The organism is Pseudomonas sp. PP3 (assembly GCF_905336995.1).
In the GTDB taxonomy this organism is placed as follows: Bacteria; Pseudomonadota; Gammaproteobacteria; order Pseudomonadales; family Pseudomonadaceae; genus Aquipseudomonas; species Aquipseudomonas reinekei.
In genome coordinates this window covers 4,746,341-4,769,319 of sequence record NZ_HG995459.1, presented here as the reverse complement: position 1 = coordinate 4,769,319, position 22,979 = coordinate 4,746,341, and the positions used below count along the sequence as shown (strand labels likewise).

The following is a 22,979-nucleotide window of genomic DNA, read 5'->3' as shown; positions in this document are numbered from 1 at the left end:
GCGAGGGAGCAAGCTTCCTCGCCACATGGATCGGCTCAGGCTCAGTAAAACATCGACCGCGTTTCTTCCAGTTCCGCGCACCTGGCTTTGTTGTCCAGATCAATCCCGAGTTTGACGAAGGCCGGGACGCTGAGTGGATCGATGCGCGAAATCGGGTGGTCGGTGTCTTTGTGGCAATACAGGCTGGCAACCTGCACCAGGTCGACATAATCGATGCGGGCCGATTGCCGCTTGAAGTTCTGATACAGCAGTGGCACCTGCACCAGCAACTCCGGAAACTCCCAGACCCTGAGCAGCTTGTCGCCGAGCAGCGGATGAATGCGCTCAATCACATGGTTGAGGCTGACCGGATCGGCCAGCAGTTCATAGTGATCTTCGGCATACGTCAGGATCGGCAACACGCCAATCTGATGCACCAGACCGCCAAGGGCAGCCTGGTCAGGCTTGAGTTGGGTGTAAGTGCGGCACAGCGCATAACTGACGCCGGCAATCTCCAGGCTCTTGCGCCAGACATCGCGCATTTTCTGCTCAACCACCTCGGAGCGGGCATGGAAAATCTGTTCCATGACCAGGCCGATCGCGAGGTTGCTGCTGTAATTGATGCCCAGGCGAGTGATTGCCGTGTGCAAGTCAGTGACTTCCTGCGTCGCGCGCAGCAAGGGGCTGTTGACCACTTTGATCAGGCGCGCCGAGAGTGCGGCATCACGACCGATTACTTTGCTCAAACTGCTGATACTGATTTCCGGGTCTTCAGCGGCCTTGCGAATCTGCAACGCCACTTCCGGTAATGTCGGCAGAACCAGGTCATCGTTATCGATGGCCTCAACCAAATCCTGTTGGACCTTTTCCGCCAGCTCAATCATTTAGTTTCTCTAGGTGTCGCAAAAGGGTACTGCGTTATCGCTGGATCTCGCGGTCGCGGTCCAGTTGATAAGGCAGGTCGAGCAAGTGCAGCGCCGGGCCATCGATTGCGCCCACATGAATATCGCCACCCTCTGCAGCTTCGGCTTGCAACACGGCCAACAGTTCAATGTGGTTTTCGGCGTTTGCGGCGAGCACCACTTCACCGATTGCACTGTTATGGCTTGGGGAGAACAGCTGGGTGCCAGGTTCAGGCAGGGCGCTGGCGTCCAGTTTCACCCGATAGAGTCGACGCTTGAGTTTGCCCAGGTACTGCATCCGCGCGACGATTTCCTGGCCGGTGTAGCAACCCTTTTTGAAACTCACGCCGCCAACGGCTTGCAGATTGAGCATCTGCGGAATGAACAGCTCGCGGGTGCCGGGCATGACCTGGCCGATCCCTGCGCGGACCTGGCCCAGCAGCCATTGATTGAGGTCACCTTCCGCCAGCAGCGCTGACAGCTTGCCCTTGATGCTGTTGGCTTGATCCGCAGCGGCCCAGAGTTCGGCGCGCTCGGGCGATACGCGAATGGCGATCAAACCGTCATGTCGCGCGACGCTGTCGGTGTCTGCCGGCAGGTCAAGTCCAAGGCTGTTCAGTGCGACATCACCATGATCAATGCCGAATCGAATCCAGGCAGTGCTTTCGTCAGTCAGTTTGGATTTGGAAAACACGGCGTACTTTTTCAGGTCGGCCAGTTGCGGTTCCAACAGTTCACTGGCCATGGCCAGCAACACGCCGTCACCTTCGAGCAGGATACGGAAGCTCGATTGCATTCGGCCTTTCTGGGTGCAGCGCGCACCGAGGCTGGACTGTGTGTCGCTCAGGTAATTGAGGTTGCAGGTCAATTGGCCTTGCAGGAATTTGCCGGCGTCCGCGCCGCGGACCGCCAGGACACCTTCATGAGACAGCGTGCAGAAAAAAGCAGAATCGGCCATGGGTCATCGCAGGGTAAAGAGTCTGGCGGACATGATAAGGGTGCGCCTTCGAAATGGGTAGTTCACAAAGGATCGCCGGTGCCCGACCAAAGCTGACTGTTCGGCGCGGCGAGGCGCTGTATACTTGCGGCCTATTTGAGGAGCGCTCCATGGTCGAAGATGTTGAACTGAATCGCCTCTACTGGCACAGCCGCCGCGGCATGCTTGAGCTTGACGTGTTGCTGGTGCCATTCGTCAAAGAGGTTTACGCAGGTCTGAACGAGGTGGATCGCGCGTTGTACGTCCGCCTGCTGGAATGCGAGGATCAGGACATGTTCGGCTGGTTCATGGAGCGCAACGAATCGGAAGATCCGGAGCTTCAGCGCATGGTTCGCATGATCCTGGATCGTGTCCAGCCCAAGTAATTCGTTCGAATGCCGCTGGCATGCCTCGCGGCAGTTGCTGGCGGCATATCTGTTGGCCCAGTTGCTCGCGCTGGGATCGTTGTGCCTGCTTGAAATCCCGCTCTGGGCCAGCCTGCCTGGCGCTTTGTGCTGTCTGCTGCATGGTATTCGGGCGTTGCCTCGTCAGATTCGGCTGACACACCCACAGGCATTTTGCGGCTTGCGTCGCGATGCCGATGGTTGGCAGTTATGGAATCGGGCGGGGGGATGGCATCCGGTGCAGCTGCGTCCGGACAGCCTGGCGCTGCCGTTGATGGTGGTGCTGCGTTTTCGTCTGCAAGGCGAGCGTCGGGTCCGGGCAATCTGTGTGCCCCGGGATTCGCAGGCGGCGGATGTGCACCGACGCCTGCGGGTTCGGCTCAAGTTCAGTCGGCGTAGGTGGGCGGCACCAGAATAGTGTCGAGCGCGACGGGCAGCATCTCCGGATAGTCGAGCGTGTAATGCAGGCCGCGACTTTCCTTGCGCTCCATGGCTGACAAAATCATCAATTCGGCCACCTGGGCGAGGTTGCGCAATTCAATCAAGTCCCGGCTGACCTTGTAGTTGCTGTAAAACTCGTCGATTTCATCCAGCAACAACCGCACCCGGTGCTGAGCCCGTTGCAGGCGCTTGTTGGTGCGCACGATCCCCACGTAGTCCCACATGAAGCGCCGCAGCTCATCCCAGTTGTGCGCAATGATCACGTCTTCGTCGGAATCCGTCACCTGGCTTGCATCCCAGGCGGGCAGGGCGATGGGCGCTGAAACCTGCGGCAACTGCTCAACGATGTCCGCAGCCGCCGAGCGCGCGTAGACAAAACACTCCAACAGCGAGTTGCTGGCCATGCGGTTGGCACCATGCAGGCCGGTGAAGCTGGTTTCGCCAATCGCGTACAGCCCGGGTACATCGGTGCGACCTTGCTGGTCGACCATTACGCCACCGCAAGTGTAATGCGCCGCTGGAACCACCGGGATCGGTTGCCTGGTGATGTCGATGGAAAATTCGAGGCAGCGTTCGTAGACGGTGGGGAAGTGCGTCTTAATGAAGTCTTCGGACTTGTGGCTGATGTCCAGATACACGCAGTCAACGCCCAGGCGCTTCATTTCATGGTCGATGGCCCGTGCGACGATGTCTCGGGGCGCCAGTTCGGCCCGCGGGTCGAATCGCTGCATGAAGCGCTCGCCATTGGGCAGCTTCAAGTGCGCGCCTTCACCGCGCAGGGCTTCAGTGATCAGGAAACTCTTCGCTTGCGGGTGATACAGGCAGGTGGGGTGGAACTGGTTGAATTCCAGGTTCGCCACCCGGCAGCCCGAGCGCCAGGCCATGGCAATGCCGTCACCGCAGGCGCCGTCGGGGTTGCTGGTATAAAGGTAGACCTTGGCGGCGCCGCCGGAGGCGAGAATCACGAAGCGGGCGCCATAGGTGTCCACTTCACCGGTGCCGCGATTGAGCACGTAGGCGCCCAGGCAGCGGTCGCCTTCCAGGCCGAGGCGTTTTTCAGTGATCAGGTCGACGGCGACTCGCTGTTCCAGCAGTTCGATGTTCGGCCTTTGCCTGGCCTGGGTCAGCAAGGTTCTGAAAATCGCTGCGCCAGTGGCGTCGGCGGCATGGATGATGCGGCGATGACTGTGCCCGCCTTCACGGGTCAGGTGGAATTCGAAGCCGCCGTCTTCGACGCTGGACTGTTCGTCACGAGTGAAGGGAACGCCCTGGTCGATCAGCCATTGAATCGCCTCTTTGCTGTGCTCGACAGTGAAGCGCACGGCATCCTCGTGACACAGGCCGCCGCCGGCATTGAGGGTGTCATCGACGTGGGATTCGACAGTATCGGTGTCATCCAGCACGGCAGCGACACCGCCTTGCGCCCAGAACGTCGAGCCATTGGCGAGATCGCCTTTGCTCAGTACGGCGATACGCAAATGACCGGGCAAGGTCAGCGCAAGGCTCAAGCCGGCAGCGCCGCTGCCAATTACCAGAACATCGTGTTGAAACTGTTGGCTCATTTCAGGATTCCGCTCAAAGCGACCCGGGTTGGGGGAAGCGCTGGACAACTGGACAGGCGAGTCAGGTTTGCGAACAGCCCACTAGTATATAGAGGGGGGGAGCGGCACAATAGCCGAGCCCATATGGCATTGTGAAACTACTCTTGCGGAAATCACCTGACGCTTCGTCGGATGTTTTTTTGATCGATTCGGCGATAAGTGAACTGTATCGTGGATTTAACAGTCTTTTTCGCTGCGTGGTTGCACAATGTCGGTTTCATGCAGCTATAAATATTTGGAACTTTTGCCAAAGGCCCAAGATCAATAGACGGTTGCCTGATTCAAGGGACAGTGTCGGCTTCAGCGCGGGATCTGCTTTGGATCCTTGTCGGCGAAACCGATAACAAGATTATTCGCGCAGCCGGGGAATCTCGCGCTGCGTTTTTCGTGCGTGCCGAATCAGAGCCCGCAGGAAACTTGCCTGGAGGGGGAGAACTTTTGCGAAAAGCCCGAGTCTATGTTTGCAAGTCCGGTCGTTTAGTTATGCAAGCCTCCTCCGAGCTTATCGAGGAGTGTTCATGCTAACCCAGGAAGAGGATCAGCAGCTGGTCGAACGCGTTCAACGCGGCGACAAGCGCGCGTTCGATCTGCTAGTGCTGAAATACCAGCACAAAATTCTCGGGTTGATCGTGCGTTTTGTGCACGACACCCATGAAGCCCAGGATGTGGCACAAGAAGCCTTTATCAAGGCTTACCGTGCACTTGGAAATTTTCGCGGAGACAGCGCGTTTTATACGTGGCTTTACCGCATCGCCATTAACACGGCGAAAAACTATCTGGTTTCACGCGGCCGCCGGCCGCCGGATAGCGATGTCAGTTCCGAGGATGCAGAGTTCTACGATGGCGATCATGGCCTCAAGGATCTCGAGTCGCCAGAACGGGCTTTGCTGCGGGATGAGATCGAAGGCACCGTCCATCGAACCATTCAGCAACTACCGGAAGATTTGCGTACGGCTTTAACTTTACGTGAATTCGACGGTCTGAGTTACGAGGACATTGCGAGCGTCATGCAATGTCCGGTGGGCACCGTGCGCTCCCGGATTTTCCGCGCTCGGGAGGCCATCGATAAAGCCCTGCAGCCGTTGTTGCAGGAAAACTAAAGACAGCGGCGACAGCCAAGAGAGGAACGCCATGAGTCGTGAAGCCCTGCAGGAATCGCTGTCCGCAGTGATGGATAACGAAGCGGACGAATTGGAATTGCGTCGGGTACTCAGTGCCTGTGACGATGTTGAAACCCGTGAAACATGGGCTCGTTATCAGATCGCTCGGGCAGCGATGCACAAGGATCTGCTGCTTCCACGTCTGGACATCGCCGCGGCCGTTTCCGCAGCCTTGGCTGACGAAGCCGTACCGGCAAAAGCCACCCGTGGTCCATGGCGCAGCCTGGGTCGTCTGGCAGTCGCTGCTTCGGTAACGGTTGCTGTATTGGCGGGTGTTCGCCTGTACAACCAGGACGAGATCGCCGGTGTAGAACTGGCTCAGCAGTCCAGCCAACAGAATCTGGCCGCTCCTCAAGTGAAGGGCCCGGCCGTTTTGGCAGGCTACAATGAGAGCTCGGAAGCCACTGGCCCTATGGCCAACGGCGTATTGCAAGGTCAGCCAGGCTGGCACGATCAACGTCTGCCGAGCTACTTGCGTCAACATGCTCAACAGGCTGCATTGAAAGGCACTGAGAGCGCGCTGCCTTACGCTCGCGCAGCAAGCCTGGAAAACCGCTAAGGAGGATCATGCGCGCCATACCTCTACTTTCGCTTCTGCTCAGTGGCTGGTTTGTTGTCCCAGCCCACGCCGATGAAGCCCAAGACTGGTTGACCCGTCTTGGTAAGGCCGAGCAACAGCAAAGCTTTCACGGTACCTTCGTCTACGAGCGTAACGGTAGTTTTTCTACCCATAACATCTGGCACCGCGTCCAGGATGGCAAGGTCCGCGAGCGTTTGCTCCAGCTCGACGGATCCGCTCAGGAGGTTGTGCGCGTTGATGGCCATACACAATGCGTCAGCGGCACCCTGATTGCAGGGCTTGGGGATTCTCCAAATTCCGCCGCTCGTGCACTCGATCCACAAAAGCTCAAGAACTGGTATGACCTTGCTGTCATCGGCAAGTCGCGTGTGGCCGGGCGTTCGGCGGTCATCGTGTCACTGACTTCTCGCGACCAGCACCGTTACGGGTTCGAGCTGCATCTGGACAAGGAAACCGGCCTGCCACTCAAGTCATTGTTGCTCGATGACAAAGGGCGACTGCTGGAGCGTTTCCAGTTCACGCAACTGGACACCGCTGATGTTCCGCCCGAGAGCGATCTGCAGCCGGGCAGCGATTGCAAGGCAGTCAACCTCGACAGTGACAAGGCTTCGGCAGTCAAGGCTGCGCAGGTCTGGCATTCAGACTGGTTGCCACCAGGATTCGAGCTGACCAGCAGCACGTCACGCAAAGACCCCGAGACCAAAATCCAGGTCAACAGCCAGATGTATGACGATGGCCTGGCGCGTTTTTCTGTTTTCCTTGAGCCTTTGAACGGCGCTGCCGTCACCGATACCCGCACTCAGCTCGGGCCAACGGTGGCTGTATCCCGGCGATTGACGACCCCGCAAGGTGAAATGATGGTGACGGTGGTGGGTGAAATTCCGGTCGGCACTGCTGAACGGATAGCCTTGTCCATGCGCCCCGGCGTCACTGCAACCTCCAAGCAGTGAGCTGAAATCGAAATGTTTCGTGAGCATTTCAGTTTGCAAATACCTCCAAAGTTTTTTATAGGTCAGAGCCCCTCGGCTCTGGCCTTGTTTGTTGTTCCCGGAACAAAAATACCGGCGTATCTTTTCCGGTGTTCCTTGATCCATATCGCTTAACCATGCTCGTCGTAACGGGAGCCGTATGTCGATACTACGCTTGAAGACTTATCTATCCATCTTTGCCACTGTGCTGGTGCTCGGTCAGTCGGTCGCTGCGCAAGCAGTCGAATTGCCTGACTTCACGCAACTGGTTGAGCAGGCATCGCCCGCGGTCGTGAACATCAGTACCACGCAGAAGCTGCCGGATCGCAAAGTGAACCAGCAAATGCCTGATCTTGAAGGCCTGCCGCCCATGCTGCGCGAGTTCTTCGAGCGCGGCATGCCGCCACAACCGCGTTCGCCTCGCGGCGATCGTCAGCGTGAAGCCCAATCCCTGGGTTCGGGTTTCATCATCTCGCCTGACGGCTACATCCTGACCAACAATCACGTCATCGCTGATGCCGACGAAATTCTCGTGCGTCTTGCCGATCGCAGTGAAATGAAAGCCAAGCTGGTCGGCACCGATCCACGTTCCGACGTGGCGCTGCTGAAAATCGAAGGCAAGGACCTGCCGGTTCTGAAACTCGGCAAATCCCAGGACTTGAAGGCCGGCCAATGGGTCGTGGCAATCGGTTCGCCGTTCGGCTTTGACCATACCGTGACCCAAGGCATCGTCAGTGCCGTCGGTCGCAGCCTGCCCAACGAAAACTACGTACCGTTCATCCAGACCGACGTGCCAATCAACCCGGGTAACTCCGGTGGTCCGCTGTTCAACCTGAACGGAGAAGTGGTTGGCATCAACTCGCAGATCTACACCCGTTCCGGCGGCTTCATGGGCGTGTCGTTCGCGATTCCCATCGATGTGGCCATGGACGTTTCCAATCAGCTCAAAAGCGGCGGCAAAGTCAGCCGTGGCTGGTTGGGTGTCGTGATCCAGGAAGTGAACAAGGATCTGGCCGAGTCGTTCGGTCTGGACAAGCCAGCTGGTGCGCTGGTTGCCCAGATCCAGGATGACGGCCCGGCTGCCAAGGGCGGCCTGCAAGTCGGCGACGTGATCCTGAGCATGAACGGTCAACCGATTGTCATGTCCGCCGATTTGCCGCATCTGGTGGGTGCACTGAAAGCCGGTGCCAAGGCTAATCTGGAAGTCATCCGCGAGGGCAAGCGCAAGAACGTCGAGCTGACCGTCGGTTCCATTCCTGACGAAGACAAAGAGCTCGATGCATTGCCGAAGACAGGCGCAGAAACCAGCAGCAATCGCATGGGCGTTTCGGTTGCCGAGTTGACCGCCGAGCAGAAGAAAACCTACGACCTCAAGGGTGGTGTGGTGATCAAGGAAGTGCAGGACGGTCCTGCTTCGATGATTGGCCTGCAACCAGGTGACGTCATTACACACCTGAACAACCAGGCTATCGAGTCCGCCAAGCAATTCACCGACATCGCCAAGGCGCTGCCGAAGAATCGTTCGGTATCGATGCGCGTATTGCGTCAGGGTCGCGCCAGCTTCATCACCTTTAAACTGGCTGAATAATCCAGTTGCAGGTTGAATAAAAAACCGCCTCGAAAGAGGCGGTTTTTTTATGTCTGAAACAAACTATCCCATCATGTCCTTGATCATGCGCTCCTGCTCCATCAGCTCTCGCTGGCGGGCATCGATGCGTGACGACAGTGGGAAGTTGGAGCCGGCCTTGCGCTTGGCGAAGTCCAGTTGCTGGATGGCCTGGCGGTAGTCGCCGACCAGTGCGAAGTACTCGGCGCGAGCCTGATGCAGGCCAATGATGTTGCCTGACAAGCCGCGAGTTTCTGCCACCTGATACCACACGTCCGGATCGTCCGGGCGCGACTTGAGCAAACCTTCCAGTGCTTTCTCAGCGTCCGCGGCGCGGTTCTGTTTCAGCAGCAGATCGACACGCACCTGGTTCAGCGGATAGTTGCCGGGGTATTGAGTCAGCATCCGGTCAACGCGGGTCTGCGCATCCGGCAGACGGTTGTTGGTGATGTCCAGATCAATCTGGGCGAGGTTGTAGATAATCTCGTTGGGCGCCTTGGCCAGCAGCAGCTTGAGATTCTCCCGTGCCTCGTTCAGTTGGCCACCCTTGACCTGGGCAATGGCCAGCCCGTAGCGAGCGACATCGCTTTTCGGGTTTTCATCCAGCTGGGCGCGGAAGCGCTTGGCGCCCAGGCCCGGAGTTTCCTCATAAATCAATTGCACGCGTGCGCGAATCAGTTGATAGCGCACGGTGTCTTCGATTCCCCCTTGTGGAGCCTGTTCGGCGCGGTTGCGGGTGTCGGCGATCCGCGATTCGGTGACTGGGTGAGTCAGCAGGAATTCGGGTGGCTTGGCATCAAAACGGTACTGACGCCCCAGACGCTCAAACATGGTGGGCATCGAGCGCGGGTCGTATCCGGCCTTTTCCAGGTTGAGAATGCCGATACGGTCGGCTTCCTGTTCGTTCTGACGAGAGAAGCGTCGTTGTTCCTGAATCGCCGCCGCCTGCGTGCCGGCAATGGCCGCGATCCCGGCATCACCGGCACCGGCCGCCGCAATCACGATCCCGGCCAGCAGCGCGGCCATCATCGGCACTTGCATACGCTGTTGGGCTTCTACGCCACGAGCAAAGTGGCGTTGCGACAAGTGAGCCAATTCGTGGGCCAGCACCGAGGCATACTCGCCTTCGGTCTGGGCGTTAAGGAACAGGCCGCCATTGACCCCGACAATGCCACCCGGCGCTGCGAATGCGTTGAGTTGCGGGCTGTTGATCAGGATGAACTCAAGACGCCGGTCATTGACCTGGCTGGTTTCCACCAGGCGATAAACGCTGGATTCGACGTAGTCCTTGAGTTGCGGATCGTTGAGTTGTGACACCTGGCTGCGCAACAGCGCGAGCCAGGCGCGACCCAACTGATATTCCTGCTGCGGCGAGACAATGGCAGAACTGGCGTCGCCGAGTGACGGCAGGTCGTCGGCGAAGCCCGGTGAGGCGAGCAGGCAAGCGAGCGTCAGCAGGGTAGGGCGCAAAAAAGTCATGCACAAAGCCTTAGTCGACAAAGACCTTACTGTAGCCGGACACCAGCCTTGCGACCAGATATTCTAGGCAACTCGACTATGTGACCCGGAGTGATGCAATGATCGATGCTGTAGCCCATGACGTTGAGCTGGACGCCAGTGGCCTGAATTGTCCGCTGCCGTTGCTCAAGGCCAAGATGGAACTCAATCGGATGGCCAGTGGCGCGATACTCAAGGTCATTGCCACCGATGCGGGTTCGCAGCGCGACTTTCGCACCTTTGCCCGATTGGCCGGTCATACGCTGCTTCGTGAAGAAGACGAAGCAGGCGTTTACCGCTACTGGTTGAAAAAAGCCTGAAACCTGCGGCATTTGTTCTTAAGGATTATTGATGTTCAAAGTGTTACGCGACTGGATTCAGCGCTATTTCTCCGATGAAGAAGCGGTGGTGCTGGCGGTGCTGCTGTTTCTGGCGTTCACCGCGGTCCTCACGCTGGGTGGCATGCTGGCGCCGGTACTGGCGGGGATGGTGCTGGCGTACCTGATGCAAGGGCTGGTGTTGGCGCTTGAACGAATGCGCGTGCCGGGCTGGGTGGCGGTGGGGCTGGTTTTCGCCTTATTCATGGGGTTGCTGCTGGTATTCATCGTGGTGGTCGTGCCGCTGCTGTGGCACCAACTGATCACGCTGTTCAATGAGTTGCCGGGGATGCTCGCCAAGTGGCAATCGCTGTTGTTGCTGCTGCCCGAGCGCTATCCGCATCTGGTGTCCGACGAGCAGGTGCTGCGGGCCATCGAAGTGGCGCGGGGCGAGATCGGCAAATTTGGTCAGTGGGCACTGACATTCTCGCTGTCGAGTCTGCCGCTGTTGGTCAACATCATGATCTACCTGGTCCTGGTGCCGATCCTGGTGTTCTTCTTCCTCAAGGACCGGGCCATGATCGGCCAGTGGGTGCGTGGCTACTTGCCGCGCGAACGGGCTTTGATTACCCGGGTCGCCCATGACATGAACCGGCAAATCGCCAACTACATTCGCGGCAAGGTCATCGAGATATTCATTTGCGGCGGTGTGACCTACATCGCCTTCGTCGTCCTGGAACTCAACTACGCGGCACTGCTGGCATTGCTGGTGGGGATTTCGGTGGTGGTGCCGTATGTCGGCGCGGTTGTGGTGACTGTGCCAGTGTTTCTGATTGCGCTGTTTCAGTGGGGCTGGAGTGATCAGTTCATCTATTTGATGGCGGTGTACGGAATCATTCAGACGCTGGATGGCAACGTGCTGGTGCCGCTGCTGTTTTCCGAAGCGGTCAACCTGCATCCAGTGGCGATCATCTGTGCAGTGCTGCTGTTTGGCGGGCTGTGGGGGTTCTGGGGAGTGTTCTTTGCGATTCCCCTGGCAACGCTGTTCAAGGCTGTGCTGGATGCGTGGCCGCGCAAGGAGCCAGTGGTGGCTCCGCTGCTTTAAAGAATGTTGATAAAAAAATCGCAGCTCAGGGCTGCGATTTTTTTTGATGATCAGGCCTTGTTCAGCGCCTGAGCCGCAGCCAATACCGCATCAACATGCCCCGGCACTTTCACGCCGCGCCATTCCTGGCGCAAGACGCCATTCTTGTCGATCAGGAACGTGCTGCGATCCACGCCCATGTATTCCTTGCCATAGAGCTTCTTCAGCTTGATCACGTCGAACAGCTGGCAAAGCGCTTCTTCCTTGTCGCTGATCAGCTCGAACGTGAACGCCTGCTTGGCCTTGAAGTTCTCGTGGGACTTCAGGCTGTCGCGGGACACGCCGAACACTTCGGTGTTGGCAGCTTTGAACGCGTCCAGTTGATCGCGAAAGCCCTGCCCTTGGGTTGTGCAACCCGGTGTGCTGTCCTTCGGATAGAAGTAGATCACCACTTGCTTGCCTTTGAGGCTCGCCAGGCTGACGGTTTGCCCGCTGGTGGCGGGTGCTTCGAAGTCGGCAACCGGTTGGTCGATAGCAACGGCCATGAATAGCTTCCTTACATTGGGTTCTGTGGGCGCCACGGTTCGATCAGGGCGTCCAGGTTCAGCGCGTCGGCGAAGTCGAGGAACTGATCGCGCAGCCAGCTGATTTGCACGCCGGCCGGCAACGTCACGGTAAACGTGGCATTGAGCATGGTGCCGCCGGTCTGTGGGGCCTGATAGGTGTCGCAGGTCAGGTTTTCCAGCTCGACGTTGTGGTCCATGAAGAACTGGCACAGTTCATTGATGATGTCCGAACGGTAAGCCGAGCTGACATAAGCCACGTAAGGCAGGGCCTGGGGACGATTCTCCAGTGCCGCGCTGCGCACCACGTTAACGGTAAACGCATGACGCTTGGCCAGCACCGGCAGGCTGCCTTCCAGGCGCGCCAGGGCGTCCCAGCTGCCGGAGATTTCCAGGACCAACGCACTGCACTCGCCATGACGGGTCAGGCGGGAGGTGACGACGGCGCAGCGGTTTTCATGGCTGGCTCGGCACAGGACGTTAGTCAGCTCCATGGGGTTGGCGCCGAGGGCACTGATGACAAGGAATTGTTCGCGAACTGTGGGGGTGGACATGCAGCATTCCTAAAGCGATGAGCGGTCGGTACTTCTATTGGCTGGTTCTGCCGGGAGTGAGCCTGCGAATGCGAATTCAGAAAGCCCCGGGCGCAGGTTGCAACGTGCTCCAGTATGGCAGGAGCGGGGGGTAGCAACGCTGGGGTGGGGCTTATGATGCCGAAATTGGAGGCTTAAACCCGGTGTACGAGCTTGTCAGTAACGATCAAAGTCTGAAGGGTAGCGAAAAGCGACGCCAAGGGGAATGGCGGCAGCGCAGTACTTCGCTTGTACAAGCATCTTGGCGCCAGTACCATTACGGCTCTCTTTTTCCGGCAGGAGCGGTTTCATGATTGCGGGCAGTATGGTGGCACTGGTCACTCCCATGGATGCACAAGGGCGTCTTGACTGGGACAGCCTCAGCAAACTCGTGGACTTCCATCTCAAGAACGGTACCCATGCCATTGTCGCGGTCGGAACGACCGGCGAGTCGGCAACCCTTGATGTAGAAGAACACATCGCCGTCATCAAAGCCGTGGTCAAACAGGTTGCCGGGCGTATCCCGGTGATTGCCGGTACCGGCGCCAACTCGACTCGCGAAGCTGTCGAACTGACCCGTAACGCCAAAGAGGCCGGCGCCGACGCCTGCCTGCTGGTCGTGCCGTATTACAACAAGCCGACCCAGGAAGGCCTGTACCAGCACTTCAAGCACATTGCCGAAGCCGTCGACATCCCTCAGATTCTCTATAACGTTCCTGGCCGCACCTCCTGCGACATGCAGGCCGAGACCGTTATCCGTCTGTCCACAGTGCCGAACATCATCGGCATCAAGGAAGCGACCGGCGACCTGAAACGCGCCAAAGCCATCATCGACGGTGTGAGCAAGGACTTCATCGTGCTGTCCGGCGATGATCCGACTGCCGTCGAACTGATCCTGCTGGGTGGTAAGGGCAACATCTCGGTCACCGCCAACGTCGCACCGCGCGAAATGGCCGACCTGTGCGAAGCCGCTCTCAAGGGCGACGCCGCGACCGCCCGTGCAATCAACGAAAAACTGATGCCCCTGCACAAAGACCTGTTCATCGAAGCCAACCCGATTCCGGTGAAGTGGGCTTTGGTTGAAATGGGCTTGATGCAAGAAGGCATTCGCCTGCCGCTGACCTGGCTGAGCGCACCTTGTCATGAAACGCTTCGCACGGCCCTGCGCCAGTGCAGCGTCCTGGTTTAATTGAGGAAGTACAACGCATGAAGCGAATGGCCGGACTTTCCGCACTTGCCTTGATTATCTCCAGCACCAGTGGCTGCGGATGGATCTGGGGCCCGGAAGGTTATTTCCGTGACCGTGGTAGTGATTACCTGGAAGCGCAACAGACTGCACCGATGCAACTGCCACCCGACATCAGCACCGCCAAGCGTCTGGATCCGCTGTTGCCGATCCCGCGTAACGTCGCTGATGACACCGCCAAGGGCGAGTACGTTGTACCTCGTCCGCAGCCGTTGTCGGCCGCTGCCGATGCCAGCGCCTACTCCCTGCAAAAGAGTGGCGATACTCGCTCGATCCTGGCGCAGAACCCTCCGGCCGAAGTCTGGCCTGTGGCCGTGCAGTTCTTCCAGGACAACGGTTACCGCCTGGATGAACAGCGCCCGCAAACCGGCGAGTTCACCACCACCTGGCAGCATTCCGACGAGCTGTCCGCAGCCATGGCCAAGCGCCTGAGCGCGGCCGGTGTGAGCACCGACAGCGAAACCCGCGTCCGGGTCCGCATCGAGCCGGGCGTGCAGCGCAACACCAGTGAAGTCTACGTGGTCAGCGCCGAGCGTCCTGCCGGCAGCACTGCCGATGTCGCCTTCACCAACCGTTCGGTCAATACAGGTCTGGACGCAGCACTGGTCGACGACATGCTCGCGAGCATGAGCCGTATCTCCGAGAAGGGCGGTTCGGTTTCCATGCTGGCTTCCCGTGATTTCGACGCACCTAGCCGTGTCAGCCTGAGCGAAGATGGCAGCGGCAACCCTGTGCTGAACGTCGGTACCGATCTGGATCGTGCCTGGTCGAGCGTCGGTCGTGCGCTGGAACAGGGCGAATGGCGCGTTGAAGACATCAACCGCAGCCTGGGCCTGTACTACATCAACGTGGCCGAAAAAGCCGAGAAGAAAGACGACAAGCCAGGTTTCTTCAGCAGCCTGTTCGGCAGCGCGCCGAACAAGGAAGAAGTTGAAGCCCGTGCCGAGCGTTATCAGGTTCGCCTGAGCAAGGTGGGTGAAAACGTTCAGGTCACCGTCGAGAAGAACATCAACACCGTGGCGCCTGCTGACGTGGCGCGTAAAGTGTTGAGCGTGATTCAGGACAATCTGGGCTGATCACATGCGTTTTGCCGTTCTCGGCAGCGGTAGCCAAGGGAACGGCACGCTGATAGCCAGCGCTGATACGTACGTGCTGGTGGATTGTGGTTTCTCCCTGCGGGAAACCGAAAAACGCCTGCTGCGCCTGGGTGTGAACCCTGCGCAGCTGAGCGCGATACTCGTGACCCACGAACATGCCGACCACGTGCATGGCGTGGGTTTGCTGTCTCGGCGCTACAATCTGCCTGTCTACCTCAGTCGCGGGACCCTGCGCGGGATGCGCAAACCGATTGAACCCGCAGGCCTTCTGGCCGGCGGCGAGCAACTGCAAATCGGTGACTTGAGCATTGGTGTCATTGCCGTGGCCCACGATGCTCAAGAACCGACGCAATATGTGTTCAGTGATGGTGAGCGGCGTTTCGGCCTGTTGACCGACCTGGGCTCGTATTGCGACAGGGTGCTGGACGGCTATCGGGACCTCGATGCATTGATGATCGAGGCCAACCATTGCCGTGACATGCTGGCTCGCGGTCACTACCCTTATTTTCTCAAGCAGCGGGTAGGCGGTGAATTGGGACATTTGAACAACCACCAGGCGGCATTCCTGGTGTCCGAGTTGGGCTGGCAAGGCCTGCAACATCTGGTCCTGGCCCATCTGAGCAGCAAGAACAACCTGCCGCAGCTGGCCCGGCAATGTTTTGTCGACACCCTCGGGTGCGACCCGGACTGGCTGCAATTGGCCGATCAAGATTCAGGGCTCGACTGGCGACACATCGCCTAGCCCATCTACTTAGCAAGCGGAGCCCATCATGGAAAAACGTGAAGAACTCTACCGCGGCAAAGCCAAGTCGGTTTACAAGACCGACGACGCTAACCGTTTGATCCTGCTGTTTCGCAACGACACTTCGGCGTTCGACGGCAAGCGCATCGAGCAGCTCGACCGCAAAGGCATGGTGAACAACAAGTTCAACGCCTTCATCATGCAGAAACTCGAAGCTGCCGGCGTACCGACACAGTTCGACAAGTTGCTGGGCGACAATGAGTGCCTGGTGAAGAAGCTGGACATGATCCCGGTTGAATGCGTCGTGCGTAACTACGCCGCCGGCAGCCTGGTCAAGCGTCTGGGTGTTGAAGAGGGCATGAAGCTCAACCCATACACCTTCGAACTGTTCCTCAAGGACGACGCCAAGGGCGACCCGTTCATCAATGAATCCCACGTCGTGGCTTTCGGTTGGGGCACCGCCGAGCAACTGGTTCGCATGAAAGAACTGTCGCTCAAGGTCAACGAAGTCCTGAGCAAGCTGTTTGACGACGCCGGCCTGCTGCTGGTCGACTTCAAACTGGAGTTCGGCGTATTCCACGACGGCTCCATCGTCCTGGGCGACGAATTCAGCCCTGATGGCTGCCGTCTGTGGGACAAGGCCACCAAGAAGAAAATGGACAAGGACCGCTTCCGTCAGGGCCTCGGTGACGTCATCGAAGCCTACGAAGAAGTCGCCAATCGTCTGGGCGTACCGCTTTAACCGACGCAAGCATCTGATAGCACAGAAATATTTCGCTCAGGGGGTTCGCTTCCGGCAAAAGTGTTGTTATGATGCGCGCCGTTGGAGAGATGCCAGAGTGGCCGAATGGGACGGATTCGAAATCCGTTGTACCTTCACCGGTACCTAGGGTTCGAATCCCTATCTCTCCGCCATTACATAGAAAAAGCCCCGTAGCTGAAAAGTTACGGGGCTTTTTTGTTTGTGCGGTTTTTCTCTCGATGGATGAGTGTCGGACATAGCAGCATTTCGATGTAAGAAAAATATGCCGATTTTCAAGAAAAATTACCTACCCCTGTCGCTGAATTTACCGACCCCTTAATCCATTGGTCGCCCCCGCGGTCCAAGGTTTTCTCCCGAAATATTCTCTGACACCCCGACGCTTCGCTGCCGAAAAACCTCATCTACTCTGGCATTCACGGGTCAGCGACCTGTTGTAATCAGTCATCGCAAGGAGCGAACAATGTATTTTGAGATTTACAGGCAAACCCGCGGCTCGATCCTGACTGGGAAAGGCCAGTGGAGGTGGCGTTTGCGGGCGGGGAATCATGAAACGATTGCCAGCGGCGAGGCGTACGTCAACAAGGCCGATTGCGTGCATGCGATCAGTTTGATCAAGGGCACGTGCGACGTGACTCCGGTCAAGGAGATCTAAGTCAGTCGGCGAAGCCGATCAGTCAGCCACTTTGTCCCGGTCGGTCAGTTAATTTGCAGAGTGTTGCGGCTATTCGCTCGTGTTGCATAGACGCCGATTGGGACATCTCCCTAAACTGTCGACAGTTTTTGGGCGCGGGGCAATGGATGAATCGCAACGAACTACGCAAGGCCGACATCAACCTGATGGTGGTGTTTGAAGCATTGATGCTTGAGCGCAATGTCACGAAGGTGGCGAACAAGCTGTTTCTCGGTCAGCCGACCATCAGCTCGGCGCTCAACCGTTTGCGTACGATGTTCGACGATCCGTTGTTCATTCGCGTCGGCCATCGCATGGAACCGACCGCACGGGCCGAAGAGATCTTTCGCTACTTGTCGCCGGCACTGGACTCGTTGTCGGTGGCATTGAGCCTGACCCACGATTTCGACCCGAGCAACAGCACCATGACTTTTCGTATCGGCATGTCGGACGATGTCGAGTACGGGCTGCTGCCGCCACTGCTGCGCGCGCTGCGCCAAGAAGCGCCGAAAGTGGTATTCGTGGTGCAGAACGTCGATTACTGGCGGATTCCCGATTTGCTGGCGTCTGGCGATATAACGGTCGGTATCAGTCAGACACGTGGGCTACCGGCCAATGCCAAGCGCAAGTTGCTGCGGCACATCTACCCCAGTGTGCTGCGGGCCGATGCGTCCGATACGCCGTTGACCCTCGATGAGTATTGCTCGCGCCCGCATGTGCTGGTGTCCCACATCGCCAACGTCAGTGGTTTCGCTGATGAGTGGTTGGCGCAGATTGGTCGTTCGCGTCAGGTGGTGCTCTCGGTGCCGCAGTACAGTTCGTTGCCGGCTTTGCTTGCAGGGACAGATCTGATTGCCAGCCTGCCTGACTACACCGCCGAAGCCATGGCGGCTTCCGGTCATCTGTTCAAAGAACCATTTCCCTTCAATACTCCGACCCTTGAGTTGTCGATGGTTTGGCTCAGCCATGCCGACAGCGATCCTGCGGAGCGCTGGTTGCGCTCACGAATTGAAGCGTTCATGGGTGAGCGCAATTTGATGTCATTACCGCAATGACTCGGGCAGCGCCGTGTTATATGTACGAACTTTCCACCCACCTACAGGAGTTACCCCATGCCTCATCTGCACTTGGAATACACCGCGAACCTGACTGATCTGAACGCCGATGTAGCGTTGATGCGGCTGAACAATACGTTGGTGGGTTCCGGGCAGTTCGGTGCCGAGTTCGACATCAAGAGCCGCGCGGTGAAAGTCGAAACGTTCAAGGTCGGGACGGCGATGGCAGAGCGGGGCTTCGTGCATGTGAAACTGGCGGTGTTGAGCGGTCGCTCGCCGCAGATCAAGCAGCAATTGTCGGAAAGCCTGCTGACGGTGGTGAAGGAGTTGTGTGAATGGCCGGCAGGCGTTGAAGTCCAGTTGTGCGTGGAAATCCTCGATATCGATCGTGAGCCTTACGCCAAGGCTGTCATCGGCGTCTGAGTTTCAGCTTTCCGGCTCGACACAAGCCTTGAGCACCTGCTCGCGCAACCAGGTATTGGCGCTGTCCTGATCGACATTTTGACTCCACTGCATGTCGAGGCTGAAACCTGGCAGACCAATGGGTGCTTCACAGTGATTGAACACGGCCTCGTTGGCCAGCAACCGCTGGATGCGTCGGGGCAGGGTCAGGAGAAAGTCTGTGCCGGTGATTGTCTTCAGTGCCGCGCTGTAGCTGTTGGCCCGGGCAATAACCTTCCGTTGCCGGGCCTGCTTGGCCAGCCAGCCGTCGATCATATTGGTGCTGGATGTCCACGGTGTCGGGAACACATGCTGGCGCTCAATGAAGCTTTGCAGGCTCAAGCGCGGCTCCGGCGGGGTGGCGCGTTTATCGAAGACGCAGACGAGATCCTCTTCCAGCAGCGTTTGCGCGTTGAGGTCGCCGTGGCTTCGATGGAAGTTCGGCCCGAAACCTATCACCAGGTCAAGGCTGCCGTCACGCAATGCGTCAGCCGGGATGTCTGTTTCCAGTTTGTGCATATTGACCATGACCGGCAACCGGTCAAAAGCAAAGCTCTTCAACAAGCGCGGCAGGACCAATTGCTCGAAGTATTCGGGTGCGCAAATGTTGAAGGTCGCCGGCTGCAAGGTCGGATCGAAGGTGGAGGCTGCGGTGTGACACAGGTTGATGCTTTCGAGGATATTCAGCATATGGGGGTACATGGTGCCGGCTTTGAGCGTGGGGCGCATGCCGGCGCGGGTGTTGATGAAGAGTTCGTCCTCGAAGCCGGTACGCAGCTTTTTCAGGCAGTAACTTACGGTGGACTGGCTGACGCTCAGCGTCTCGGACACACCGGTGACACTGTTTTGTTCATACACGGCGACAAACACCATGAGGTCCTGCATATCCAGTTTTCTAAGTAAATTGCTGTTCAGCATCCATTCCGTCCCGCGGTACCCATTGCGCTGATCATGCACAATCTTGTGTGAAAGATCCTAACGGAATGGAGAGTGCCGGAGAAAGTCACTGGGCACTCAGCGCTCAGTGAATATGTCGGGCGTAGTGCTGGGGATCGAAGCGCAAGACCATCAGCAGCATCAGCAGCATGACACCCGTCAGTGACCACCAGGCCCATTCGAAGCTGCCGAGCTGATCACGGATCAATCCGGCAATCAGTGGCGAGAGGCCGGCGATCAGGTAACCGATGCCTTGCACGAAAGCGGTAAGGCTTCCTGCACGGCGTGGCTCATCAAGATGATCCAGTGCCACGATCAGGCTCATTGGAAACAGGCCGCCAATCCCCAGCCCCAGCAGAGTCGGCCACAGCAGGCTTAGCTGATTCGGGCAGAGTATCAGCCCGCAAAAACCGGCCATGATCAGCACCAGCAATGCCCCCAATACCCAGCGCCGATCGCGGCTGCGATTGGCAATGGCCGGTGTCAGCAAGCCCGATATCACTTCCATGGCGGTCAGAAAACCCAGCAGCAATCCGGCGTTCTGTTCGCTCCAGCCTTTTTCCACGTAATACGGGGCCAGCCAGGCCAGGACGCAGGTGTAGGACGCCGTGCCCAGGCCAAAGAAGATGGCGAGTAACCAGGCGCGGGAATTGTTAAAGAAGCTTTCGTTCGCTGAAGGCTTTGCAGGCTGAGCCGACATCACTGCACGCTGGATGCACCACAACAGCAACGCGATCACCGCCAGTGCAGCCCAGATCGCCAGGCCCATTCGCCAACTGCCGGTGCGGGCCGTTACCACTGGCGCGAAAGAGGCAGCAATGGCGGCGCCGGCCATGATCGAGGTGACATAGAGGCCCATGCACAGGGCAACGTTGTTGGTGAAACGGGACTTGATCAGCGCCGGCATCAATGCCTGGATCAGTGCGATACCGACTCCTGCCAGCACCGCGCTGAGGATCAGCTCTGCCGCCGAATCGAGGAACAACCGCGATAGCGTGGCAATCCCCACAATCAGCAGCGAAAGCACCACCGTGCGGTGTTCGCCAAGGCGCTGGCTGATTGCAAATCCGAAGAACATCGCCAATCCCATCGCCATCACCGGCAGCATGGTTAGCAATGATGCCAGGCTGAAACTCAGCGGGATGTCGAGGCGAATGGCCGATAGCAATGGTCCGACGGCAGCCATTGATGGGCGCAGATTCAGGGCGACGAGAACGATGCTGAGCATCAACAGGTAGGCGGGGCGAGTGTTTGTGCGAACGGTTTCCATCATCGGACCTTGGGGGGGCAAGGAGCCGATTAGGCGCTCGTGCTCTCAGGGCGGCAAATCAGAAAGTCGGTAGAGGTATCTGGAAATCAAATACTGTTGCGACGCCCCAAAACTCGTGGGTTGCATTGAACAATCACTGAACCAGAGCTGAACCATTCTCAAATAAAATGGAAATTTGATTCTGCGAGGGCAGGCCAACTAATCGTTGGCTTCTTTTTCACAAAAAATTGATGGTCCGCTACCCAGAATTAGTGTTGTCACAGTAAATGAAATTTTCACATTTACAGCAGGCACTTCTTTTCAGGAACAGCCAATCATCATGTTGAAGATTAAAGCCGTTCGCCCCGAGTGGGTGACACTGATTGCCAGCGCTTTTCTAATAACCGGCTTTAACCTGGTTCTATGGAAACATCTGTTTGAAATCACCGCGACTGACGCTGCGGGCATCCTCATGCGTCTGGCATTCGGGGCGATGATCTTCGCGGCCTTCAATATTGTGCTGACCCTGCTGGCGTTCAGGCCAGTGATGAAGCCGTTCTTGACGCTGTTGTTCATGGTCAGCGCGGGTGTCGCGTATTTCATGAGCCAGTATGGCGTATTGATCGATGCCGGAATGTTGCGCAATTTCGCCGAAACCAACGCCACGGAAGTTCGTGACTTACTGTCATTGAAGTTGTTTGTTTATATCGTGTTGCTCGGAATTTTACCTTCGTGGTTGTTGTGGAAGACCCCAGTTAATTATCGCCGCTGGCATCGTGAGCTATTGAGTAAAGTGTTGGTATGTTTTGCGTCGGCGGCGGTAATCGGTAGCGTTGCACTGATGAACTATCAAGGCTTGTCGTCACTGTTTCGTAATCACCACGAGTTACGTCTGATGGTGGTGCCAAGCAACTACATTGGTGCTTCGTTTGGTTATTTACGTGAACAAGTCGCGTCGGCCCGGCAACCTTTTATCGCTGTAGGTGAAGACGCGCAGCGCAATCCGGCCTGGCAAACCCACGGTCGAAAATCCCTGACGGTATTGGTGGTGGGTGAAAGTGCCCGGGCCGAAAACTTCGGCATCCTCGGTTATGACCGCGACACGACCCCAATGCTGAATAAAGAAGCCGGCCTGATCGCGTTTACCGATGTGCACTCATGTGGCACTGAAACCGCTGTATCGGTGCCGTGCATGTTTTCCAACATGGGCCGCAAGGATTACAGCGCCAGCAAGGCGAAGAACGAAGAGGGCCTGTTGGATGTGCTCAAGCGTGCCGGTCTCGACGTGATCTGGCGCGACAACCAGTCCGGCTGCAAAGGCACTTGTGATCGGGTCACGCTCGATGATGTCAGCAAGCTGAAAGACCCGGTGCTGTGCGCCAACAGTGAATGCCGCGACGAGATTCTGCTGCAAGGTCTGCAGCACTTCATCGATAACCTGGATAAAGACACGGTATTGGTGCTGCACCAAATGGGCAGTCACGGTCCGGAGTATTTCAAGCGTTACCCGAAAGCATACGAACGCTTTACCCCGGTGTGTGAAAGCAACGCGCTGAACAATTGCAGCCGCGAAAGTATCGTCAACGGCTACGACAACACCCTGGTCTACACCGACCATGTGCTGTCGACCCTGATTGATTTATTGCGCAGCAATCAGGACAAGGTCGATACCGCGATGCTTTACCTGTCGGACCATGGCGAATCCCTGGGCGAGTACAACCTGTACCTCCACGGCACACCGTACATGCTGGCGCCGGAACAACAGAAGCGCGTGGCGATGCTGGCCTGGTTCTCCGACAGTTATCAAAAGTCGTTCTCCGTAGACACTCATTGCCTGCAACTGAGCCGTGAAAAACCCCTGAGCCAGGACAACCTGTTCCACTCGATGCTGGGGTTGCTGGAGGTCAACAGCAAGGTCTACAACCAGGATCTGGATATGTTTGCCGGATGCCGCTCAGCGGTGATCGATGGCGTGTTGGCCGAAAAATGAGGGCCGCATCTCCTTTAGTCGAGTTTGCTTACATGCCCTGTAAGGCCGCTTGAGTGGGGACTTGCGGGCTATTCTCAGTGAGCGTCGGGTGTTTTCGCTAAAGCTCTTGTTCAGTGGATGCGCGGAAATCGCCGGGGGCG

At 57.7% G+C, this 22,979-nt stretch carries 24 protein-coding genes and 1 tRNA gene; 17 read left to right on the top strand and 8 right to left on the bottom strand.

The window, feature by feature from the left end; genetic code table 11:
- Window positions 1-41: 41 nt before the first annotated feature.
- Entirely contained in the window at window positions 42-863 is an 822-nt protein-coding gene (locus tag KHO07_RS21765; protein ID WP_150732247.1) for an HDOD domain-containing protein, read from the bottom strand.
- A gap of 34 nt (window positions 864-897) precedes the next feature.
- Window positions 898-1,839 carry a folate-binding protein YgfZ gene (locus KHO07_RS21760; RefSeq protein WP_212625501.1) on the bottom strand — a complete coding sequence of 314 codons (942 nt, stop codon included), beginning with the start codon at window positions 1,837-1,839 and terminating at the stop codon, window positions 898-900.
- Window positions 1,840-1,988: 149 nt separating this feature from the next.
- Between KHO07_RS21760 and KHO07_RS21755 the strand changes: the two genes are divergently transcribed.
- Window positions 1,989-2,243 carry a succinate dehydrogenase assembly factor 2 gene (locus tag KHO07_RS21755; RefSeq protein WP_150705051.1) on the top strand — a complete coding sequence of 85 codons (255 nt, stop codon included), beginning with the start codon at window positions 1,989-1,991 and terminating at the stop codon, window positions 2,241-2,243.
- A complete protein-coding gene (locus KHO07_RS21750) occupies window positions 2,227-2,679 on the top strand; it encodes a protein YgfX (protein ID WP_212625500.1) in 453 nt (150 codons plus the stop codon). The genes KHO07_RS21755 and KHO07_RS21750 overlap by 17 nt, the downstream gene beginning before the upstream one ends.
- Here the strand turns inward: KHO07_RS21750 and nadB are convergent.
- Window positions 2,648-4,264 carry an L-aspartate oxidase gene (gene nadB, locus KHO07_RS21745; RefSeq protein WP_150732250.1) on the bottom strand — a complete coding sequence of 539 codons (1,617 nt, stop codon included), beginning with the start codon at window positions 4,262-4,264 and terminating at the stop codon, window positions 2,648-2,650. The genes KHO07_RS21750 and nadB overlap by 32 nt on opposite strands.
- Window positions 4,265-4,821: 557 nt before the next feature.
- On the opposite strand from nadB, the gene rpoE reads away from it, so the two are divergent.
- The 4 genes from rpoE (at window position 4,822) to KHO07_RS21725 (ending at window position 8,599) form a co-directional block, all read left to right on the top strand.
- Window positions 4,822-5,403: an RNA polymerase sigma factor RpoE gene (rpoE, locus tag KHO07_RS21740; RefSeq protein WP_003172477.1), complete on the top strand. Its 582-nt coding sequence runs from the start codon at window positions 4,822-4,824 to the stop codon at window positions 5,401-5,403.
- Window positions 5,404-5,434: 31 nt separating this feature from the next.
- The gene (locus KHO07_RS21735) at window positions 5,435-6,022 is read left to right on the top strand and encodes an RseA family anti-sigma factor (RefSeq protein ID WP_056856020.1); all 588 of its coding nucleotides are present in this window, start codon (window positions 5,435-5,437) and stop codon (window positions 6,020-6,022) included.
- A gap of 8 nt (window positions 6,023-6,030) precedes the next feature.
- Window positions 6,031-6,993, top strand: a complete 963-nt coding sequence (locus tag KHO07_RS21730; RefSeq protein ID WP_212625499.1) for a MucB/RseB C-terminal domain-containing protein — start codon at window positions 6,031-6,033, stop codon at window positions 6,991-6,993.
- A 178-nt stretch (window positions 6,994-7,171) separates the two neighbouring features.
- Entirely contained in the window at window positions 7,172-8,599 is a 1,428-nt protein-coding gene (locus KHO07_RS21725) for a DegQ family serine endoprotease (RefSeq protein ID WP_212625498.1), read from the top strand.
- Window positions 8,600-8,662: 63 nt separating this feature from the next.
- On the opposite strand, the gene KHO07_RS21720 is transcribed toward KHO07_RS21725, so the two are convergent.
- Window positions 8,663-10,096 (bottom strand): M48 family metalloprotease, encoded by a 1,434-nt coding sequence (locus tag KHO07_RS21720; RefSeq protein WP_075947491.1) that lies wholly within the window; start codon window positions 10,094-10,096, stop codon window positions 8,663-8,665.
- 98 nt (window positions 10,097-10,194) lie between these two features.
- Here KHO07_RS21720 and KHO07_RS21715 point away from each other — a divergent pair, with 98 nt between their 5' ends.
- Both KHO07_RS21715 and KHO07_RS21710 read left to right on the top strand, forming a co-directional pair.
- On the top strand, window positions 10,195-10,434 hold the full coding sequence (locus tag KHO07_RS21715; RefSeq protein ID WP_056856016.1) for a sulfurtransferase TusA family protein: 240 nt from the start codon (window positions 10,195-10,197) through the stop codon (window positions 10,432-10,434).
- A gap of 31 nt (window positions 10,435-10,465) precedes the next feature.
- Window positions 10,466-11,536, top strand: a complete 1,071-nt coding sequence (locus tag KHO07_RS21710) for an AI-2E family transporter (RefSeq protein ID WP_212625497.1) — start codon at window positions 10,466-10,468, stop codon at window positions 11,534-11,536.
- Window positions 11,537-11,586: 50 nt separating this feature from the next.
- Here the strand turns inward: KHO07_RS21710 and KHO07_RS21705 are convergent, their stop codons facing one another.
- Together KHO07_RS21705 and KHO07_RS21700 are read right to left on the bottom strand one after the other, a co-directional pair.
- Window positions 11,587-12,060: a peroxiredoxin gene (locus tag KHO07_RS21705; RefSeq protein WP_008034924.1), complete on the bottom strand. Its 474-nt coding sequence runs from the start codon at window positions 12,058-12,060 to the stop codon at window positions 11,587-11,589.
- A gap of 11 nt (window positions 12,061-12,071) precedes the next feature.
- Window positions 12,072-12,632 carry a glycine cleavage system protein R gene (locus tag KHO07_RS21700; RefSeq protein ID WP_007979776.1) on the bottom strand — a complete coding sequence of 187 codons (561 nt, stop codon included), beginning with the start codon at window positions 12,630-12,632 and terminating at the stop codon, window positions 12,072-12,074.
- Window positions 12,633-12,960: 328 nt separating this feature from the next.
- Between KHO07_RS21700 and dapA the strand changes: the two genes are divergently transcribed.
- From dapA to KHO07_RS21660, 8 genes are all read left to right on the top strand, one after another.
- Entirely contained in the window at window positions 12,961-13,839 is an 879-nt protein-coding gene (gene dapA, locus KHO07_RS21695) for a 4-hydroxy-tetrahydrodipicolinate synthase (protein WP_150732256.1), read from the top strand.
- 17 nt (window positions 13,840-13,856) lie between these two features.
- Complete coding sequence (bamC, locus tag KHO07_RS21690) at window positions 13,857-14,972, top strand: outer membrane protein assembly factor BamC (RefSeq protein ID WP_150732257.1); 1,116 nt, start codon at window positions 13,857-13,859, stop codon at window positions 14,970-14,972.
- Window positions 14,973-14,976: 4 nt separating this feature from the next.
- The gene (locus KHO07_RS21685) at window positions 14,977-15,735 is read left to right on the top strand and encodes an MBL fold metallo-hydrolase (protein ID WP_212625496.1); all 759 of its coding nucleotides are present in this window, start codon (window positions 14,977-14,979) and stop codon (window positions 15,733-15,735) included.
- Between the two features lie 28 nt (window positions 15,736-15,763).
- On the top strand, window positions 15,764-16,477 hold the full coding sequence (purC, locus tag KHO07_RS21680; protein ID WP_034150052.1) for a phosphoribosylaminoimidazolesuccinocarboxamide synthase: 714 nt from the start codon (window positions 15,764-15,766) through the stop codon (window positions 16,475-16,477).
- Window positions 16,478-16,560: 83 nt separating this feature from the next.
- Window positions 16,561-16,650, top strand: a tRNA-Ser gene (locus tag KHO07_RS21675).
- 308 nt (window positions 16,651-16,958) lie between these two features.
- Window positions 16,959-17,150, top strand: coding sequence for a DUF1508 domain-containing protein (locus tag KHO07_RS21670; RefSeq protein ID WP_150732268.1), 192 nt, complete (start codon window positions 16,959-16,961; stop codon window positions 17,148-17,150).
- A gap of 146 nt (window positions 17,151-17,296) precedes the next feature.
- Window positions 17,297-18,223 carry a LysR substrate-binding domain-containing protein gene (locus tag KHO07_RS21665; RefSeq protein WP_212625495.1) on the top strand — a complete coding sequence of 309 codons (927 nt, stop codon included), beginning with the start codon at window positions 17,297-17,299 and terminating at the stop codon, window positions 18,221-18,223.
- 57 nt (window positions 18,224-18,280) lie between these two features.
- Window positions 18,281-18,646, top strand: a complete 366-nt coding sequence (locus KHO07_RS21660) for a 5-carboxymethyl-2-hydroxymuconate Delta-isomerase (protein WP_150732270.1) — start codon at window positions 18,281-18,283, stop codon at window positions 18,644-18,646.
- 3 nt (window positions 18,647-18,649) lie between these two features.
- On the opposite strand, the gene KHO07_RS21655 is transcribed toward KHO07_RS21660, so the two are convergent.
- On the bottom strand, window positions 18,650-19,582 hold the full coding sequence (locus KHO07_RS21655; protein ID WP_212625494.1) for a LysR family transcriptional regulator: 933 nt from the start codon (window positions 19,580-19,582) through the stop codon (window positions 18,650-18,652).
- 103 nt (window positions 19,583-19,685) lie between these two features.
- Window positions 19,686-20,870, bottom strand: a complete 1,185-nt coding sequence (locus tag KHO07_RS21650) for a cyanate transporter (RefSeq protein ID WP_212625493.1) — start codon at window positions 20,868-20,870, stop codon at window positions 19,686-19,688.
- 319 nt (window positions 20,871-21,189) lie between these two features.
- On the opposite strand from KHO07_RS21650, the gene KHO07_RS21645 reads away from it, so the two are divergent.
- Window positions 21,190-22,839: a phosphoethanolamine--lipid A transferase gene (locus tag KHO07_RS21645; RefSeq protein ID WP_212625492.1), complete on the top strand. Its 1,650-nt coding sequence runs from the start codon at window positions 21,190-21,192 to the stop codon at window positions 22,837-22,839.
- Window positions 22,840-22,979: the final 140 nt, after the last annotated feature.

Coding starts and splice junctions, on each gene's coding strand:
- KHO07_RS21765 (WP_150732247.1), bottom strand. CDS start 863: ATGATTGAGCTGGCGGAAAAGGTCCAACAGGATTTGGTTGAGGCCATC.
- KHO07_RS21760 (WP_212625501.1), bottom strand. CDS start 1,839: ATGGCCGATTCTGCTTTTTTCTGCACGCTGTCTCATGAAGGTGTCCTG.
- KHO07_RS21755 (WP_150705051.1), top strand. CDS start 1,989: ATGGTCGAAGATGTTGAACTGAATCGCCTCTACTGGCACAGCCGCCGC.
- nadB (WP_150732250.1), bottom strand. CDS start 4,264: ATGAGCCAACAGTTTCAACACGATGTTCTGGTAATTGGCAGCGGCGCT.
- rpoE (WP_003172477.1), top strand. CDS start 4,822: ATGCTAACCCAGGAAGAGGATCAGCAGCTGGTCGAACGCGTTCAACGC.
- KHO07_RS21735 (WP_056856020.1), top strand. CDS start 5,435: ATGAGTCGTGAAGCCCTGCAGGAATCGCTGTCCGCAGTGATGGATAAC.
- KHO07_RS21730 (WP_212625499.1), top strand. CDS start 6,031: ATGCGCGCCATACCTCTACTTTCGCTTCTGCTCAGTGGCTGGTTTGTT.
- KHO07_RS21725 (WP_212625498.1), top strand. CDS start 7,172: ATGTCGATACTACGCTTGAAGACTTATCTATCCATCTTTGCCACTGTG.
- KHO07_RS21720 (WP_075947491.1), bottom strand. CDS start 10,096: ATGACTTTTTTGCGCCCTACCCTGCTGACGCTCGCTTGCCTGCTCGCC.
- KHO07_RS21715 (WP_056856016.1), top strand. CDS start 10,195: ATGATCGATGCTGTAGCCCATGACGTTGAGCTGGACGCCAGTGGCCTG.
- KHO07_RS21710 (WP_212625497.1), top strand. CDS start 10,466: ATGTTCAAAGTGTTACGCGACTGGATTCAGCGCTATTTCTCCGATGAA.
- KHO07_RS21705 (WP_008034924.1), bottom strand. CDS start 12,060: ATGGCCGTTGCTATCGACCAACCGGTTGCCGACTTCGAAGCACCCGCC.
- KHO07_RS21700 (WP_007979776.1), bottom strand. CDS start 12,632: ATGTCCACCCCCACAGTTCGCGAACAATTCCTTGTCATCAGTGCCCTC.
- dapA (WP_150732256.1), top strand. CDS start 12,961: ATGATTGCGGGCAGTATGGTGGCACTGGTCACTCCCATGGATGCACAA.
- bamC (WP_150732257.1), top strand. CDS start 13,857: ATGAAGCGAATGGCCGGACTTTCCGCACTTGCCTTGATTATCTCCAGC.
- KHO07_RS21685 (WP_212625496.1), top strand. CDS start 14,977: ATGCGTTTTGCCGTTCTCGGCAGCGGTAGCCAAGGGAACGGCACGCTG.
- purC (WP_034150052.1), top strand. CDS start 15,764: ATGGAAAAACGTGAAGAACTCTACCGCGGCAAAGCCAAGTCGGTTTAC.
- KHO07_RS21670 (WP_150732268.1), top strand. CDS start 16,959: ATGTATTTTGAGATTTACAGGCAAACCCGCGGCTCGATCCTGACTGGG.
- KHO07_RS21665 (WP_212625495.1), top strand. CDS start 17,297: ATGAATCGCAACGAACTACGCAAGGCCGACATCAACCTGATGGTGGTG.
- KHO07_RS21660 (WP_150732270.1), top strand. CDS start 18,281: ATGCCTCATCTGCACTTGGAATACACCGCGAACCTGACTGATCTGAAC.
- KHO07_RS21655 (WP_212625494.1), bottom strand. CDS start 19,582: ATGCTGAACAGCAATTTACTTAGAAAACTGGATATGCAGGACCTCATG.
- KHO07_RS21650 (WP_212625493.1), bottom strand. CDS start 20,870: ATGGAAACCGTTCGCACAAACACTCGCCCCGCCTACCTGTTGATGCTC.
- KHO07_RS21645 (WP_212625492.1), top strand. CDS start 21,190: ATGTTGAAGATTAAAGCCGTTCGCCCCGAGTGGGTGACACTGATTGCC.